The sequence below is a fragment of the Geodermatophilus sp. SYSU D00965 genome (assembly GCF_054050075.1).
On sequence record NZ_JBJGYQ010000010.1, the window covers coordinates 157,150 to 174,309 of the forward strand.

Annotated in this window: 10 protein-coding genes and 1 riboswitch; of the genes, 6 read left to right on the plus strand and 4 right to left on the minus strand. The window is 73.7% G+C overall.

Annotated features, from left to right (window positions below; translation table 11 throughout):
- The first annotated feature begins 100 nt into the window (after positions 1 to 100).
- Complete coding sequence (locus ACI789_RS11815) at positions 101 to 2,509, plus strand: hypothetical protein (protein ID WP_457009182.1); 2,409 nt, start codon at positions 101 to 103, stop codon at positions 2,507 to 2,509.
- A gap of 20 nt (positions 2,510 to 2,529) precedes the next feature.
- Here the strand turns inward: ACI789_RS11815 and ACI789_RS11820 are convergent, their stop codons facing one another.
- The 3 genes from ACI789_RS11820 to glgX all read right to left on the minus strand — a co-directional run bounded on the left by ACI789_RS11820 (position 2,530) and on the right by glgX (position 8,062).
- Positions 2,530 to 3,108 (minus strand): transglycosylase family protein, encoded by a 579-nt coding sequence (locus ACI789_RS11820; protein ID WP_457009184.1) that lies wholly within the window; start codon positions 3,106 to 3,108, stop codon positions 2,530 to 2,532.
- Positions 3,109 to 3,110: 2 nt separating this feature from the next.
- Positions 3,111 to 3,253: riboswitch (cyclic di-AMP (ydaO/yuaA leader) on the minus strand.
- A gap of 319 nt (positions 3,254 to 3,572) precedes the next feature.
- Positions 3,573 to 5,891, minus strand: coding sequence for a malto-oligosyltrehalose synthase (treY, locus tag ACI789_RS11825; protein ID WP_457009186.1), 2,319 nt, complete (start codon positions 5,889 to 5,891; stop codon positions 3,573 to 3,575).
- 56 nt (positions 5,892 to 5,947) lie between these two features.
- Positions 5,948 to 8,062, minus strand: a complete 2,115-nt coding sequence (gene glgX, locus ACI789_RS11830; protein ID WP_457009188.1) for a glycogen debranching protein GlgX — start codon at positions 8,060 to 8,062, stop codon at positions 5,948 to 5,950.
- Between the two features lie 442 nt (positions 8,063 to 8,504).
- Here glgX and uvrB point away from each other — a divergent pair, with 442 nt between their 5' ends.
- From uvrB to ACI789_RS11855, 5 genes are all read left to right on the plus strand, one after another.
- The gene (gene uvrB, locus ACI789_RS11835; RefSeq protein WP_456917233.1) at positions 8,505 to 10,622 is read left to right on the plus strand and encodes an excinuclease ABC subunit UvrB; all 2,118 of its coding nucleotides are present in this window, start codon (positions 8,505 to 8,507) and stop codon (positions 10,620 to 10,622) included.
- An 86-nt stretch (positions 10,623 to 10,708) separates the two neighbouring features.
- Positions 10,709 to 11,062, plus strand: a complete 354-nt coding sequence (locus ACI789_RS11840) for an MmcQ/YjbR family DNA-binding protein (RefSeq protein WP_457009190.1) — start codon at positions 10,709 to 10,711, stop codon at positions 11,060 to 11,062.
- A gap of 321 nt (positions 11,063 to 11,383) precedes the next feature.
- Positions 11,384 to 12,511, plus strand: a complete 1,128-nt coding sequence (locus ACI789_RS11845) for a TerC family protein (RefSeq protein WP_457009192.1) — start codon at positions 11,384 to 11,386, stop codon at positions 12,509 to 12,511.
- A 103-nt stretch (positions 12,512 to 12,614) separates the two neighbouring features.
- Positions 12,615 to 13,718: a TerC family protein gene (locus tag ACI789_RS11850; protein WP_457009194.1), complete on the plus strand. Its 1,104-nt coding sequence runs from the start codon at positions 12,615 to 12,617 to the stop codon at positions 13,716 to 13,718.
- 13 nt (positions 13,719 to 13,731) lie between these two features.
- A complete protein-coding gene (locus ACI789_RS11855; RefSeq protein ID WP_457009196.1) occupies positions 13,732 to 15,744 on the plus strand; it encodes a S9 family peptidase in 2,013 nt (670 codons plus the stop codon).
- 48 nt (positions 15,745 to 15,792) lie between these two features.
- On the opposite strand, the gene ACI789_RS11860 is transcribed toward ACI789_RS11855, so the two are convergent.
- Positions 15,793 to 17,079 carry a polyhydroxyalkanoate depolymerase gene (locus ACI789_RS11860; protein WP_457009198.1) on the minus strand — a complete coding sequence of 429 codons (1,287 nt, stop codon included), beginning with the start codon at positions 17,077 to 17,079 and terminating at the stop codon, positions 15,793 to 15,795.
- Between the last annotated feature and the right edge of the window lie 81 nt (positions 17,080 to 17,160).

Genomic DNA, 17,160 nt, shown 5'->3' on the forward strand with positions numbered 1-17,160 from the left:
CGGATCTGCCTTCCCCTCGTGGGGAGGCAGGTCCAGCATTCCCGCCAACCCGGCGGTCAACCGCGGAACGTCCACCGGTGCGCCGGGCTGGGGGACCGCCATGGCGACGTGGGTGGAGCTGCGCGTGCACGGCGTCAGTGGGACGCCGGAGAGCGAGATGCTCGAGACCGACCACGTCGCGGCCACCGGAGGCGACGGCTCCGTGGCGCACGTGCGCCGGACCGGGCCCGACCACACCCCGCTGCCACCCGAGGACGACGGGCGGGTGCTCGAGGCCTTCCACTGGGGGCGCCTGACCTCGGGTTCCCGCTGGCGGGCGCTCTGGCTGCTGCTCGTCCCGTTCGGCATCGTCAACGCGGCGCAGTTCATGCTCCCGGCGGCGCAGGGTCGGGCCGGGCGGATCGCCCGGGCGCTGGTGGGCGGTGTCCTGCGGGTCCTGGGCCTCCTGCTGACCCTCGTGTTCGTCCTGTCGGTGGTCATCGGCGTCGTCGACCTCCTGGCCTGGCAGGCGCTGGGGCAGCGGGCCGATCTCCCGCTCGGGGGCGGGCGCCCCGAGCCGGTCGTCCTCGGCCTCGCCGGAACCGCCGTCGTGGTCCTCGTGCTCTCCCGTCTGGGCACCGACCGTGCCGGGCCTGCGGCGCCGGACAGCCCGTTCGCCGACCCGGGCCGGCACCAGCGCACCCGCGGGCCGCGACCGGGGTTCTCCTCGCCGGACTTCTTCCGCGGCGACCCCGACGCCCCGGTCCTGCGGCGGCTGCACGTGGCCGCCTCCCTCGCGCTCCTGGCCTGCTTCGGGTTCGCGGCGGCGGGGGAGGTGGGGTGGGCGCGGTGGTCGACCGGCGTGCTGGCCGTCGCCGTGGCACTGGTCGCGTTGCTCGGTGACGCGCCGGGCGCCAGCCGCACGGAGCTGGACGTCGCCGGCAGTGCGTGGGGACGCGTCGCCCGCTGGCTGAGCCTGCTGGTGCTGGCCGCCTCGGGCCTGCTCCTCGTGGCCGGCGGGGGCACCGTCTGGCGGTCCGGCCCGACGTCGGCCGCGTCCGGCCGGTCCCTGCCCTGGGCGGACGGAACGACCGCGGGCCTCTCCGCCGCCGTCCTGCTCGCCCTGGCCTGCCTCGCCGGCACCGTGCTGGTCCTGGCCGCCTTGACGCCCGAGGACCCGGCGACCCCGGCCCGGCTGCGGCGACTGGCCGGCGGCTGGGCCGGCGGGCTGGCCGCGACCGTGGGCTCCTTCCTCGCCATCGGCCTGGCCGCCGGGACGGCGTACCTGGCGCAGGTCGCCCTGAACGCGGTGCTGGCGGCGGGCGTGGAGGTCCCGACGTACCTGCAGCGGATCGCCTACGGCTGGGGCGTGGCGGTGGCGCTCCTGGCCGTCGTCGGCGTCCTCGCGTGGTCGCGCCGCACCCCCGCCGCCCGGCGACGCCGCGACGTCGTGGTGGCCATGTACACCCCCGACGGCGCCGACCGCCCGCGCCTGTCGGACGCCGGGCTCGACCGGGTGGCACGCGCGGTGTCCGCCGCCCGGGTGAAGAACGCCCTCGCGCCGGCGTTCGTCGTCGCGGCCGTCGTCGCGTGGGCCCTGTCGCTCGCCGCCGTCGCCGAGCAGGTGCGGGGCGGGTGCGACCGTGCCGCGTGCGCTCCCGGGGACCTGCCTCCACCGTGGGGCTGGGCCAGCGCGGTCACCACTGACGGGCCCTGGGCGCGGGGGCTGGTCGGCCTCGGCTCCGGTGTCCTGTTCCTGTTCGCCGTCGCGGTCGCCGTCATGGGGTCCCGCGCGTTCGGGTCGGCGCCGGAGGGCGCGCAGTGGCGGCGCAGGGTCAACGTCGTCTGGGACGTGATCGCGTTCTGGCCCCGGGCAGCGCACCCGTTCGTACCCGCGGCGTACTCCCAGGTGGCGGTCCCGGCGCTGGTCGACCGCATCGAGTGGCTGCTGTCCGCGGAGGGGGACGCCGAGCAGGTGGTCGTGGCCGCGCACAGCCAGGGGAGCCTGATCGGCCTGGCCGCGCTGCGCTCGATCGCACCCGAGCTCTACCCGAGGGTCGGGTTGGTGACCTTCGGCTCCCAGTTGCGCATGCAGTTCTGCCGCGCGTTCCCCGCGCACGTCGGCCCGGACGTGCTCCGCTGGCTGAGCGACACCTGGGGGGAGCGCTGGGTGAGCCTGTTCCGCGAGACCGACCCGGTCGCCGGGCCGGTCCGGAGCTGGGAGCGGACGCCGGAGACCGGACCGCTGCGGTCACGTCGGCTCTGGGACGAGGGTCCGGAGGACGACTGGCGCGATCCCCGCACCCTGCGCCGGGTCTGCGGCGGCGAATGGCGCCTGCTCGACCCGGTGGCCTCGGACCCGACCAACCAGTCCGCGCCGGAGCCGCCGCTGTACGCACACAGCCGCTACTGGGCCGACCCGGACTGGCCGCTGGCGGTCGGCGTCGCCCGGGGCGCGGCCACGGCTCGACGACCGCTGCCGCTGCGCGGCGCCGGCCAGGTCACGGGGGGCCGGCCCGGCCCCCCGTGACCTGCGCGCGGACGGCGGGCTCAGACGACCAGCGACTGGCCCACGCGGATCACGTCGGGGTCGGCCACCCGGTCGCGGTTCTGCGCGTACAGCTCGCGCCAGCCCATGCCGTGCCGGGCGGCGATGGTGCCGAGCGTGTCCCCGGCCTGGACGACGTAGCTCCCGGACGCCGCCCGGTCGGCGCGCGACGCCCGCTCCGGTGCCGCCGCCTGCGCCGGTGCGGCCGCCTGCGCCGACGAGCCGCCGGTCAGGTACCGCCCGCAGTTCGGCCAGGCGCCGATGCCCTGCCCGTCGAGGGTGCGCTCGGCGACCACGATCTGCTGCGCCTTGCTGGCCAGGTGGGCGTTGGACGCGAACTCCCGGCCGCCGTAGGCCGCCCAGGTGCTCGCGCTGAACTGCAGCCCGCCGTAGTAGCCGTTGCCGGTGTTGATGTGCCAGTTCCCGCTGGACTCGCACTGCGCGACGCCGTCCCAGTTGTGCTCCGCGGCCGAGGCGGATCCGGGGAGGGCGAGGGCGGAGACGGCGGCCGCGCCGGCGAGGACGACGGCGCCGCGGCGCAGGGCGCGAGAGGGCGTGCGGGATCGGTCGTGCTGGGGCATGGAGGTCCTCCGATCGACCGCCGGCGGGGTTAGCTGTCGGGTTCGGGCGATCGGTGCCCGGCCGCGGAACGCGGCTTCACCCCCAGGCGCGCGCAGCGCCGTAGGTGGGTCCCCCACCCCCGTCCACGGTTGGTGCAGAGGCGGACGCCGCCGGACGGGGTTGGGCGGGACGGCGCCGTGCCCGGCCGGACAGCCGGAGCACGCGCGGGACGCTAGGGGCGGACGTCCCGGTCCGCGCGCGGGCACCGGCGTGCCGCCCCGGCGTGGCGCGACAGGCCGGGCCGGGGGCGGCGCACCGCCCCCGGCCGACGACTCTCCGTCGTGAGTCCCGTGACGTCGTTCTAGGCCCCTCTGCAGGGTCCCGCCACGAGCCTGGTGACGCGCCGGAGCGGCCACCCTCCATGGCCCCTCTGCAGGGTCCCGCCACGAGCCTGCGAGTGACGGGGGGGCAGAGGGGTCCTTCTTCAGTCCCGGACGAGGAGCGCGACCGGCAGCCGCTCCAGCGCCGCGCCGACCGGCAGCCCGGCCGCGTCCGAGACGTGCCGGCCGCCGGTGAGCAGGTCCCGCCAGGCGCCGTTCGGCAGCTGCAGCGCGGTGTCGCCCCAGCCGCCGGCGGCGGCCAGCCCGGCGGGGAGCCGGGTCGCGACGGCCACCACCCCGTCCTGCTCCCCGGACCCCCGGTCGAATGCGACGACGTGCTCGGCGGCGGACCCGGTGACCTCGACCGGCTCGTACCCGGCGAACCACTCCGGGTGCTCGCGGCGGGCGCGCAGCGTCCGGGAGACCACGAGCAGCTTCGCCGCGCCCTCCTCCTCGACCGGCGGCACCCAGCCCTCGTCGAGCCGGGCCAGCAGCCGGCGGCGCAGGTCGTAGTCGACCGGACGGCGGTTGTCCGGGTCGACCAGGGAGAGGTCCCACAGCTCGGTGCCCTGGTAGACGTCCGGGACACCGGGCATGGACAGCTGCAGGAGCTTCTGCGACAGCGAGTTCGACCGGCCGAGCGGCGCGATGCGCGCGACGACCTCCTCGATCTCGGCCTGCGTCGCCCGGTCGTCGTACGCGGCGTCGACCAGCGCGTGCAGCTGCGCCTCGAACTGCTCGTCCGGATCGGTCCAGGTCGTCGACGTCCCGGCCTCGCGCGCCGCCTTCTCCGCGTAGGCGTGCGCCCGCTCCCGGGACAACGGCCACGCGCCGACCAGGTTCTGCCACACCAGGTGCGCCATCGGCCGGTCGGCGAGCGGGTGCAGGTCGAGCAGCCGGCGCACCAGCCGCGCCCACTCGGTGGGGAGCTCGGCGAGCACCGCCAGCCGCGCCCGCACGTCCTCGCTGCGCTTGGTGTCGTGCGTCGACAGGGTCGTCATCGACGCCGGCTTGCGCTCCAGCCGCCGGCGCTGCGCCTCGTGGAACTCCGCGACCGTGCTGCCGAAGCGGGCCGGGTCGCCGCCCACCTCGTTGAGCGCGACGAACCGGGCCCAGCGGTAGTACGCGCTGTCCTCCACGCCCTTGGCCATGACCGGGCCGCTGGTCTGCTCGAAGCGGGTGGCCGCCTCGGTGCCGGCCTGCGCCAGCACCGGGTACAGCGCGTCGACCGCACCGGCCAGGTCGGGACGGCGCTCCCGGACCGCGGTCACCGTCGCGGCCAGGTGCTCCCGGCCGTCGGGCAGGTAGGTGCGGTAGACCGGGAAGCTCGCCAGCAGCTCGGCGAGGGTCTCGGTCTGCTGCTCCCGCGAGATGCCGGGCAGCTCGCCGATCACCCGCACCAGGCGGGCCACCTCCGAGCCGAGCATCCCGTCGGTGACCTCGCGCTTGCAGTCGTGCACCAGCTCGCCGTAGTCGACCGCCCGGCCCGACAGCTCGGTGTCCAGCGCGGTCAGCGCCGCCTCGCCGGCCGGGTCCACCAGCACGTCGTCGACCTCGGCGAGGGCGTCGTAGCCGGTCGTCCCCGCGGTCGCCCAGTTCTCCGGCAGGTCCTCGCCGGGCTCGAGGATCTTCTCGACCACCGTCCACCGGTTGCCGGACGCCTCGGCCAGCCGGTCCAGGTAGCCCTTGGGGTCGGCCAGCCCGTCCGGGTGGTCGATCCGCAGGCCGTCGACCGCACCGGCGTCCACCAGCTCCAGGACCAGCCGGTGGGTGGCCTCGAAGACCGCCGGGTCCTCGGCGCGCAGGCCGGCGAGGGTGTTGATCGCGAAGAACCGCCGGTAGTTGAGGTCGGTGTCGGCCCGCCGCCAGTCGACCAGCTCGTAGTGCTGGCGGGCGTGCACCTCCTGCGGGGTGCCCTCGCCGGTCCCGGGGGCGACCGGGAAGCGGTTGTCGTAGTACCGCAGCTCCGGGCCGTCGGGGGTGTCGACGACCTCGAGCTTCTCGACGTCGTCCGCAGACCCCAGGACCGGGATCCGCACCTTCCCGCCGCCGAAGTCCCAGTCGATGTCGAACGCCGCGGCGTGCGCGCTGTCCCGGCCGTGCCGCAGCACGTCCCACCACCAGGGGGCCTCCGCCGGGTCGGCCACGCCCATGTGGTTGGGCACCAGGTCCAGCACCAGGCCCAGGCCGCGCTCGTGCAGGGCGGCGACCAGCCGGTCGAACCCCTCCCGACCGCCGCGCGACTCGTCGACGTGGGCGTGGTCGACCGTGTCGTAGCCGTGGGTGCTGCCCGCGGCCGCCCGCAGCAGCGGCGACGAGTAGGCGTGGCTCACCCCGAGGTCGGCCAGGTAGTCCGCCACCGCCGCGGCGTCGTCGAGCGGGAAGTCGGCGGTGACCTGCAGCCGGTAGGTCGCCGTCGGCACGTCTCGGCGGCGCTCCTCGCTCAGCGGCTCGCCCCCCGGGGTCGGCTCGCCCACGGTCACGCCCGCCGCGCCGCGCTGAGCACGACCATGGACCGGTCCTGCACGGTGATCGTCTCGCCCGGCTTGAGCTCGCGCGGCTCGACGTCGCCCAGCTCGGCGGTGTCGAGGCGGACGGTCCAGGACTGCGCGTACTCCTCCGACGGCAGGCAGAAGTCCATCGGCTCGTGCGAGGCGTTGAAGGCCAGGTAGAAGTGGTCGTCGACGACGTCCTCGCCGCGCTCGTCGGTCTCCCGGATGCCGTGCCCGTTGAGGTACATGGCGATCGACTTGCTGAAGCCGGCGTCCCAGTCGTCCTCGGTCATGAGGTCGCCGGCAGGGGTCAGCCAGGCGACGTCCTGCACCGGGGCCCCCGCCTCCCGGCGCACCGGCCGGCCGTGGAAGAACCGGCGGCGGCGGAACGTCGGGTGCTCGGTGCGGATGCGGGTCGCCAGCTTGGTGAACTCCAGCAGGCCCTCGTCCACGTCGTCCCAGTGGATCCAGGTCAGCGGCGAGTCCTGGCAGTAGCCGTTGTTGTTGCCCTCCTGCGTGCGGCCGAGCTCGTCGCCGTGCAGCAGCATCGGCACGCCCTGGCTGAGCATCAGCGTGGCGATGAAGTTGCGCCGCTGCCGGGCCCGGAGGGCGAGCACCTTCTTGTCGACGGTCGGGCCCTCGACCCCGCAGTTCCAGCTGCGGTTGTGGCTCTCGCCGTCGTTGTTGCCCTCGCCGTTGGCCTCGTTGTGCTTCTCGTTGTACGAGACCAGGTCGTTGAGGGTGAACCCGTCGTGGGCGGTGACGAAGTTGATGCTGGCCACCGGGCGGCGGCCGGAGTGCTGGTAGAGGTCCGAGGACCCGGTGATCCGGCTGGCGAACTCCCCGATGGTCGCCGGCTCCCCGCGCCAGAAGTCGCGGACGGTGTCGCGGTACTTGCCGTTCCACTCGGTCCACAGGGCGGGGAAGTTGCCGACCTGGTAGCCGCCCTCGCCGACGTCCCACGGCTCCGCGATCAGCTTCACCTGGCTGACCACCGGGTCCTGGTGCACCAGGTCGAAGAAGGCCGACAGGCGGTCGACGGCGTGCAGCTCGCGGGCCAGCGTCGAGGCGAGGTCGAACCGGAACCCGTCGACGTGCATCTCGGTGACCCAGTAGCGCAGCGAGTCCATGATCAGCTGCAGCGCCTGGGGGGTGCGGGCGTTGAGCGAGTTCCCGGTGCCGGTGTAGTCCATGTAGTACTGCGGGTCGTCCTCGACCAGGCGGTAGTAGGCCCGGTTGTCGATCCCCTTGAACGACAGCGTGGGGCCCAGGTGGTTGCCCTCGGCCGTGTGGTTGTAGACCACGTCGAGGATGACCTCGATCCCCGCCTCGTGCAGGGTCCGGACCATCCCCTTGAACTCCTGCACCTGCATGCCGTTGTCGGTGTTGCTGGCGTACTCGTTGTGCGGCGCGAAGAAGCCGATCGTGTTGTAGCCCCAGTAGTTGCGCAGGCCCTTCTGCTGGAGGGTGTCGTCCTGCACGAACTGGTGCACCGGCATGAGCTCGATCGCCGTGACGCCGAGGCCCTGCAGGTGCCCGATGACGGCCGGGTGGGCGATGCCGGCGTAGGTGCCGCGCAGCTCCTCGGGCACGTCCGGGTGGGTCATCGTCAGGCCCTTGACGTGGGCCTCGTAGATGACGGTCTTGTGGTACGGCGTCTTCGGCGGCCGGTCCACGCCCCAGTCGAAGTACGGGTTGACGACGACGGACTTCGGCATGTGCACCGCCGAGTCCTCGTCGTTGCGCTCACCGCTGTCGAAGTCGTAGCCGAACACCGACGGGTCCCAGTCCACCTGGCCGTCGATGGCCTTGGCGTACGGGTCCAGCAGCAGCTTGTTGGGGTTGCAGCGCAGCCCCTGCGACGGGTCGTACGGCCCGTGGATCCGGTAGCCGTAGCGCTGCCCGGGCTGGATGCCGGGCAGGAAGGCGTGCCAGACGTATCCGTCCATCTCCGGCAACCGGATGCGGGTCTCGGTGCCGGCGTCGTCGAACAGGCACAGCTCGACCTTCTCGGCCACCTCGCTGAAGATCGCGAAGTTGGTGCCGGTGCCGTCGAACGTGGCGCCGAGGGGGTAGGCGGTGCCGGGCCACACCTGGTTCATCAACGAGGTCCTCCTGCGTGGGTCCCCGGGGACGGGGGCCGGTGGCCTCCCGGCCGCGGGGCGTCGGCGGGGAGGTCGGTGCGTGCTGCTCCGCCGTCCCCGTTGCCCTGCCCCGAGGCCGCCCAACCCTCCGGTTGCCGGCGGGGGTGGAGATATCGCTCACCGCCACCCCGGGACGACGACGGCCCCCGCGGGGGATCCCACGGGGGCCGTCGTGCGCAGGTCCGGCCGGGGCAGCGACGCCGGGGTCCGACCTCGCCCGGGCAGTGGCCTCGGGTGGCGCTGGTCCTCGACGCTGACCGCTCCTGCGAACGGGGACGCTAGGGGCGGCCGTACCCCAGGGCAAGCACCGTCGGCCACCCGGTCGGACCCGGCAGCCCCAGGAGTCCTCCGCCGTCGCAGCGGCCCCGTCCTGTCACACCCCCGTCGTACCGTCGTCGGCGTGCGCGCAGCCACCGACCTCCGTCCCACCCAGGGGCGCTTCCGCGTCGTCAGCGAGTTCCAGCCCTCGGGCGACCAGCCGGCCGCCATCAAGGCGCTCGCCCAGAAGGTGAACGCCGGAGAGCAGGACGTCGTCCTCCTCGGCGCCACCGGCACGGGCAAGTCGGCCACCACGGCCTGGTTGATCGAGCAGGTGCAGCGGCCCACGCTGGTGATGGCGCCGAACAAGACGCTGGCCGCGCAGCTGGCCAACGAGTTCCGGGAGCTGCTGCCCGACAACGCCGTCGAGTACTTCGTCTCGTACTACGACTACTACCAGCCCGAGGCGTACGTCCCGCAGACCGACACCTACATCGAGAAGGACTCCTCGATCAACGAGGAGGTCGAGCGGCTGCGGCACTCGGCCACGCAGGCGCTGCTCACCCGGCGCGACGTCGTCGTGGTCGCCACCGTCTCGTGCATCTACGGCCTGGGCACGCCCGAGGAGTACGTCGACCGCGCGCTGAAGATCTCGGTGGGGGAGGAGCGCGACCGCGACGAGCTGCTGCGCACGCTGGTCACCGAGCAGTACACCCGCAACGACCTCAGCTTCACCCGCGGCACGTTCCGGGTGCGCGGCGACACCATCGAGGTCTTCCCGGTGTACGAGGAGCTCGCCGTCCGCATCGAGATGTTCGGCGACGAGGTGGAGCGGCTGTACTACCTGCACCCGCTGACCGGCGAGGTGGTGCGCGAGGTCCAGGAGCTGTTCGTCTTCCCGGCCACCCACTACGTGGCCGGCCCCGACCGCATGGAGCGGGCGATCGCCTCGATCGAGGCCGAGCTCGAGCAGCGGCTGGCGGAGCTGGAGCGGCAGGGCAAGCTGCTGGAGGCGCAGCGGCTGCGCATGCGCACCACCTACGACATCGAGATGATGCGCCAGGTCGGCTTCTGCTCCGGCATCGAGAACTACTCGCGGCACATCGACGGCCGCGCCCCCGGCAGCGCCGGCGCCTGTCTCATCGACTACTTCCCCGACGACTTCCTGCTGGTCATCGACGAGTCGCACGTGACCGTGCCGCAGATCGGCGGCATGTACGAGGGCGACATGAGCCGCAAGCGCACGCTGGTCGAGCACGGCTTCCGGCTCCCCTCGGCGATGGACAACCGCCCGCTGAAGTGGGAGGAGTTCACCGACCGGATCGGCCAGACCGTCTACCTGTCGGCCACGCCGGGGCCCTACGAGCTCGGCCGCACCCAGGGCGAGTTCGTCGAGCAGGTCATCCGGCCGACCGGGCTGGTCGACCCCGAGGTGGTCATCAAGCCGACCAAGGGCCAGATCGACGACCTGGTGCACGAGATCCGCCTGCGCACCGAGCGCGACGAGCGGGTGCTGGTCACCACGCTGACCAAGAAGATGGCCGAGGACCTCACCGACTACCTGCTCGAGCTCGGCATCAAGGTCCGGTACCTGCACTCCGAGGTCGACACCCTGCGCCGGGTGGAGCTGCTGCGCGAGCTGCGGCAGGGTGAGTACGACGTCCTGGTCGGCATCAACCTGCTGCGCGAGGGCCTCGACCTGCCCGAGGTGTCGCTGGTGGCGATCCTGGACGCCGACAAGGAGGGCTTCCTCCGGTCGGGCACCTCGCTCATCCAGACCATCGGCCGCGCCGCCCGCAACGTCTCGGGGCAGGTGCACATGTACGCGGACTCGATCACCCCGTCCATGGCGCACGCGATCGACGAGACCAACCGCCGGCGGGAGAAGCAGATCGCCTACAACACCGAGCGGGGCATCGACCCCCAGCCGCTGCGGAAGAAGATCGTCGACATCCTCGACGGCATCTACCGCGAGGCCGAGGACGCGGAGGCTGCCGAGCTCATCGGCGGCTCCGGCCGGCAGCAGTCCCGCGGCAAGTCGCCGGTGCCGGGCCTGTCCTCGAAGAAGGGCAAGGCCAAGGCGGGGTCGATCGACGTCCAGGGCCTGCCGCGCAACGAGCTGGCCGACCTCATCGCCCAGGTGAACGACCAGATGCTGGCCGCCGCCCGCGAACTGCAGTTCGAGGTCGCCGCCCGGCTGCGCGACGAGCTCGCCGAGCTGAAGAAGGAGCTGCGGCAGCTCGACGCCGCGCACGCCTGAAGAGGGACCCCGCTTCCCCCCACGCCTCGCGAGCTCGGCGCGGGACCCTGAAGTGGGACCGTTCCAGTCCGTCACGAGGGGACGCCGTGGAGCGCGACGAGCTGGTCGAGTACTGCCTGGCCAAGCCGGGGGCGGAGGAGACCTACCCCTGGGGCGAGGCGGAGCTGGTCGCCAAGGTGGGCGGCAAGGCCTTCGCCTTCATCGGCCTGGACACCGGCACCGTCGGGGTGAAGTGCGGCCGCGACGCCGCCGAGGCGGCGGAGTGGCGGGAGCGCCATCCGGGCGCGATCGTGGCCAGCTCCTACATCGGGCGCTACGGCTGGAACGCCGTCGACTGGACCGGCACGGTCCCTGACGACGAGGTCCGGGAGCTCGTCGACACGTCGTACGACGCGGTCGTCGCCGCGCTGCCCCGGAGCCGGCGGCCCATCGCACCCTGACACCCGCGGGACCGGTGACGCCCACGGTGCCCTGACCGCCGTGAGGCCCGGACCCGCCGGCGTGGGCGCTCGAGCGGTGACCGGGCTCACCCCCGGGCGACGGGAACTCCGTCGGCCGCTCGTTCGTCCCCTGTGTGGACCCACGGTGCGAGCCGGCGATGCCGCCTGCCCGGACCCGGGTCCGCACGTGGAGGGGAGTATCCCTACGCGGCGGGGTCGTCATCACGGGGTCTCTCGGGGATCTCCGGTCCTGCCGGTCGCGCCCGCGGCGGGAGAGACCTCCGGCACTGACACGTCTGCCAGTACCGGAGGAAATCACCCGTGGACGTCCCTTTCTGGATCTGGGCGATCACCGTCGCCGCCATCGTCGGCATGCTCGTGTTCGACTTCGTCGGCCACGTGCGCACGCCGCACGCACCCACCCTGCGCGAGTCCGCCACCTGGTCGGCGGTCTACGTCGGCATCGCCGTCGTGTTCGGGCTGCTCGTGCTGTGGTTCGCCGGACCCCAGTACGGCGGTGAGTACTTCGCCGGCTTCATCACCGAGAAGAGCCTCTCGGTGGACAACCTGTTCGTCTTCGTCCTGATCATGAGCAGCTTCGCGGTGCCCCGGGAACTGCAGCAGAAGGTGCTGCTCTTCGGCATCGCGTTCGCGCTCGCGCTGCGGACGGTCTTCATCTTCGTCGGCGCTGCCGCGATCGAGAACTTCAGCTGGGTCTTCTACCTCTTCGGCGCCTTCCTCATCTGGACGGCGTACGCCCAGGCGAAGGGCGGCGGCCACTCGCACGACGAGAGGTTCGAGGAGAACGGCGTCCTCCGCCTCACGCGGCGGCTGCTGCCGACCACCGAGGACTACCACGGCGACCGCATGACCACGACGATCAAGGGCAAGCGCTACATCACCCCGCTGGCGATCGCGCTGGTGGCCATCGGCAGCGCCGACATCCTGTTCGCCGTCGACTCGATCCCGGCGATCTTCGGGCTGACCCAGGAGACCTACCTGGTCTTCACCGCCAACGCCTTCGCGCTGCTCGGCCTGCGGCAGCTGTTCTTCCTGCTCGACGGCCTGCTCGACCGGCTCGTGTACCTCTCGTACGGGCTCGCGGTCATCCTCGGCTTCATCGGTGTCAAGCTGGTCGTCCACGCGCTGCACACCAACGAGCTGCCGTTCGTCAACGGCGGGGAGCACGTGACCGTCGTCCCGGAGATCCCGACCTGGCTGTCCCTGGCGGTCATCCTCGGCACGCTGGTGGTGACGACCGTGGCGAGCCTGGCGAGCAACCGGCGCGACCGGGCGCGGGCTGCCGCACCCGGGCGCGCACGTTCCGGGAGCGTCCTCGAGGGGAACTCTCCCGACCAGGCCGACGAGGACGACGGCCGCAGCACCGGCTCCTCCGTGGCCGCCCGGACCGCCGCCCGCAGCGGCGCGGACCGGTCGTCCACCGACTGAACACCGTCCCCGGCGGACGTCCCCAGGACGTCCGCCGGGGGTACCGACCACATCCGATCGCCGTCGGCCCGGGCCGATCGGCCGCACCGTAGAGTGAGCCTCCGTGGATCTGCCCGTCTGGTTCGAGGTCGCGACGTTCGTGGGGCTGACCGTCCTGCTGCTCGCCGACCTCGCGATCGTCGCCCGCCGCCCGCACGAGCCCTCCTTCAAGGAGGCGAGCCTGTGGGTCAGCTTCTACGTCGCGCTGGCCCTGCTCTTCGGCGTGCTGCTGCTGGTGTTCACGAACGGGCAGTTCGCGACGGAGTTCTACGCGGGCTGGCTGACCGAGTACAGCCTGTCGGTCGACAACCTGTTCGTCTTCGTGATCATCATGGCCCGCTTCCGGGTGCCGCGGCACCTGCAGCAGGAGGCCCTGATGGTCGGGATCATCATCGCGCTGATCCTGCGCGGGATCTTCATCCTGGCCGGCGCCGCACTCATCTCCCAGTTCACCTGGGTCTTCTACTTCTTCGGCGCCTTCCTGGTGTACACCGCGATCAACCTCGTCCGGCACCGCAACGAAGACGAGGACTACGAGGAGAACGCGTTCATCCGGCGGATGCGCCGGGTGCTCCCGATGACCGAGGACTTCCAGGGCGCGAAGATCCGGGTGACGGAGAAGGGCCGGAAGCTCTGGACGCCGATGATCATCGTCTTCCTGGCCCTGGGGACGACGGACCTGATCTTCGCCCTCGACAGCATCCCGGCGATCTTCGGCCTCACCCGGGAGCCGTTCATCGTCTTCACGGCCAACGTCTTCGCGCTCATGGGCCTGCGCCAGCTGTACTTCCTGCTCGGCGGGCTGCTCAAGCGGCTGGTCTACCTCTCCCTGGGCCTCGCCGTGATCCTCGCCTTCATCGGCGTCAAGCTGGTCATGGAGGCCCTGCACGAGAACACCGTGCCGTTCATCAACGGCGGGGAGCACATCGACGCCGTGCCGACCATCCCGATCTGGCTGTCGCTGTCGATCATCCTCGGCGTCCTCGCGATCGCGACGATCGCCAGCCTGATCAAGACCCGCGGCGCGATGCCGGAGGAGTCGCCGGCCGACGAGGAGGTCGCGGGCACGGTGCAGAGCCACGGCCCGGAGGCGCTGGCCGACGCCGAGCGCCGCACGGAGACCGTGGACGAGGGCGACGAGGTGGGGGAGGACACGCGCCGCCGCTGAGGCGCCGCCCCTCATGCGTCCTGCCGACCTGGCGCTGCTGCGCACCCCCGGCGTCCCGACGGTCTCCCCGGACGGCCGGATGGCCGTCGTGGCCGTCACCCGGCTCGACCTGGACGCCGACGAGTACCGCAGCCGGCTGTGGGCCGTGCCCACCGACGGGTCGGCGCCCGCCCGGGCGCTGACCTCGGGCGCTCGGGACACCGCGCCGGCGTTCTCCCCGGACGGCCGGTGGCTGGCCTACCTGGGCGCCGAGCCGGGCGGCCGGCCGCAGGTGCACGTGCTGCCCACCGCCGGTGGGGCGCCGCGACGTCTGACCGGGCACCCGCTCGGCGCCGGCGCCCCGGTGTGGTCGCCGGACTCCCGCCGGCTGGCGTACACCGCGCGGGTGCCCGAGCAGGGGCGCTACGGCACCGACCCGGACGTCGGGCCCGAGGCCGAGCCGCCGCGGCTGATCACCACCCTGCGGTACCGGCTCGACGGCGTCGGCTTCGTCGTCGACCAGCACAGCCACGTGTTCGTCCTCGACCTGCCCCCGGACGGCGCGGACGACGCCACGCCGCCGCCCCGGCCGCGGCAGCTCACCGACGGCCCCGCCGACGACGGCGACGTCGCCTGGCGTCCGGACGGCGCGGAGCTCGCCTTCGTGTCCGCGCGCCACCCGCGGGCCGACCGCGACCTGGTGCGCGACGTCCACGCCGTCCCGGCGGCGGGCGGGGCGCTGCGGCGGGTCACCGACGGGCGGGCCGAATGCTCCCGGCCCGCCTACGACCCGACCGGCACCTGGCTGTACCTCACCGCCCGGCCCGACCTGGGCGCCGACGGCACCGACGACGTCGCCCGCAGCGCCACGCTGTGCCGCGTCCCGGCCGGCGGCGGGCCCCTCGAGCCGCTGCTGGACCCGGAGGAGACCGACCGCGGGGACGAGACGCCCACGACCGTGCTGGCCGACGGCGCCGCCCTCCTCGGCGTGCAGCGGCGCGGCGCGGTCGAGCTGCTGCGGGTGCCGCTGGCCGGCGGGGTGCCCGAGGCGCTGGTCGACGGGCCGTTCACCGTCCGCGGGATCGCGGCCGGCGGGGGCGTCGTCGTCGCCACCGTGGCGCACGACCGCTCCGCGGGGGAGCTCATCGCCATCACGCCCGGCCGGCGCCGGCTGCTCACCGGCTTCGGCCGCGCCCTGGGTGCCACCGGCCGGCTGCACCGGGCGGGCGAGGTCACCGCGGCCGCGCCCGAGGGGTCCCCGGTGCACGGGTGGGTCACCGTGCCCGACGGGCCGGGTCCGCACCCGGTGGTCCTGCTGGTGCACGACGGCCCCTACCGGCAGGACGGCTGGTCGCTGCTCGACGACGCGCAGGTGCTGGTCACAGCCGGCTACGCCGTCGTCCGGTGCAACCCGCGCGGGTCGTCCGGCTACGGGCAGGCGCACGGGCGGGTGCTCCGCGGCGCGGAGGGCACCGTCGACGCCGCCGACGTCGTCGCCCTCCTCGACGCCGTCCTGGAGGACCCCGCCCTGGACGCCGACCGGGTCGGGGTCATGGGCGTCGGCTACGGCGGCTCCCTCGCCGCGCTGCTGATCGGGCGCACCCCGCGCTTCGCCGCGGCGGTCGTGGAGGGCGCCTGCCTGGAGACGGGGGGCGCCGTCGGCACCGCGGAGCCGAGCGTGCTCGCGCAGGCCGGGTCGATCACCACCCCGACGCTGGTGGTCCACGGCGAGCAGGACTGGCGCTGCCCGGTCGAGCAGGCGCACCGGCTCTACGCCGAGCTCAGGCGACGGGGGGTGCCCGCGGAGCTGCTGCTGTTCCCGGGGGAGGGGCACGAGCTGTCCCGGTCCGGCCGCCCGCGACACCGGCTGGCCCGGGTGGAGCACCTGCTGCGCTGGTGGGGCCGGTGGCTGCCGACCGCAGAGGACCCCGCCGAGCAGCTCGCGGAGCTGCCCGGCGAGGTGGTCGACGACGAGGTGGCCGACGACGACCCGCTCCCGGTCACCGACGGCCGGCCGCTGACCGTGCGCGCCCAGCGGCTGGCCTGAGCCGGCGCCTCGCCCGGTAGTCCCGCGGGACTACCGGGCGAGCGGATGTCAGACCGCGGCGGCCCGCTCGGCGGCGTGCTCCGCGATGAACGTGCGCAGCACCGGGTACACCTCGGCCTCCCAGCGGGAGCCGCTGAACACGCCGTAGTGACCGACGCCCGGCTGCAGGTGGTGCCGCTTGTGCTCGTCGGGGATCCCGGTGCACAGCGCGTGCGCCGCCTCGGTCTGACCCGGGGAGCAGATGTCGTCGCGGGCGCCCTCGACGGTGAGCAGCGCGGTCCGCCGGATCGCGCCGGGGTCGACCGGCTGCCCGCGCCAGGTGAACCGGCCCAGCGCGAAGTCGTGGTCCATGAAGATGCGCCCGACCGTCTCCAGGTAGAACTCGGCCGGGACGTCCATCACGGCGCCGTACTCGTCGTAGAACGCCCGCGTCGCGGCCGCCCGCTCGGCGTTGCCCGCCACCAGGTCGCGGTACATCTGCAGGTGGGCGCCCCAGTGCCGGCGCGGGTTCATCGACATGAAGGCGGTCAGCTGCACCACCCCCGGGTAGACCCGCCGCCCCGCGCCGGGGTAGCGGGCGGGCACCGTGTCGATGAGCCGGCGCTCGTAGGCCGACAGCGGCCGCCTCGCCGCGGCCTCGTTCACCCGGTTCGGGTTGACCCGCGTGTCGACCGGCCCGGCCATGAGCGTCACGCTCCGCGGCTGGGCGTCGTCGTCCGCCGCGGCGAGCAGGGACACCGCCGCCAGCACCGGGACGGCGGGCTGGCAGACCGCCACCACGTGCGTGTCCGGGCCCAGGTGCCGCAGCGCCGTCATGACGTGCTCGATGTACTCGTCGAGCCCGAACGGGCCGTGCTCCACGGGGATGTCCCGGGCGTTGTGCCAGTCGAGCACGTACACGTCGTGGTCGGACAGCAGCGTGCGGATCGTCGGCCGGATGAGCGTGGTGAAGTGCCCGGACATCGGCCCGACGACGAGCACCTTCGGCTGGTCGGTGACGGCGGGCTTCGCGAAGTGCAGGAGGGTGGCAAACGGGGTGGCCGTCAGGGGCTCCTCGCGCACGTCGGCCAGCCGGTCGCCGACCGGCACCACGTCGATGCCGTACTCCGGCCGGTGGTGGGTGGGGCGGGCGCGCGCCACGATGTCGCAGGCCGCCCGGAGGTGGCGCACCGCGGTCCGGCCGGAGAGCGCGGTCGGCAGTGTGGAGAGGGCCCGGGCGGTGAGCTCGGACGCCGTCACGACGGGCGTGCTCGCCCGGCGGTTCCACTCGTACGCGGTGTAGAGCATGGGGACCTGCCTGTTCTCGGTGCGGGCGGCGACGGTGACGCACGTCACTGTGCCAGCGACGTTAACGGCGGTTCGCGTGCGGCGCGCGGCGGGGCGGTCGTGTCGTCCCACGGGTACCGGCTGCACCAC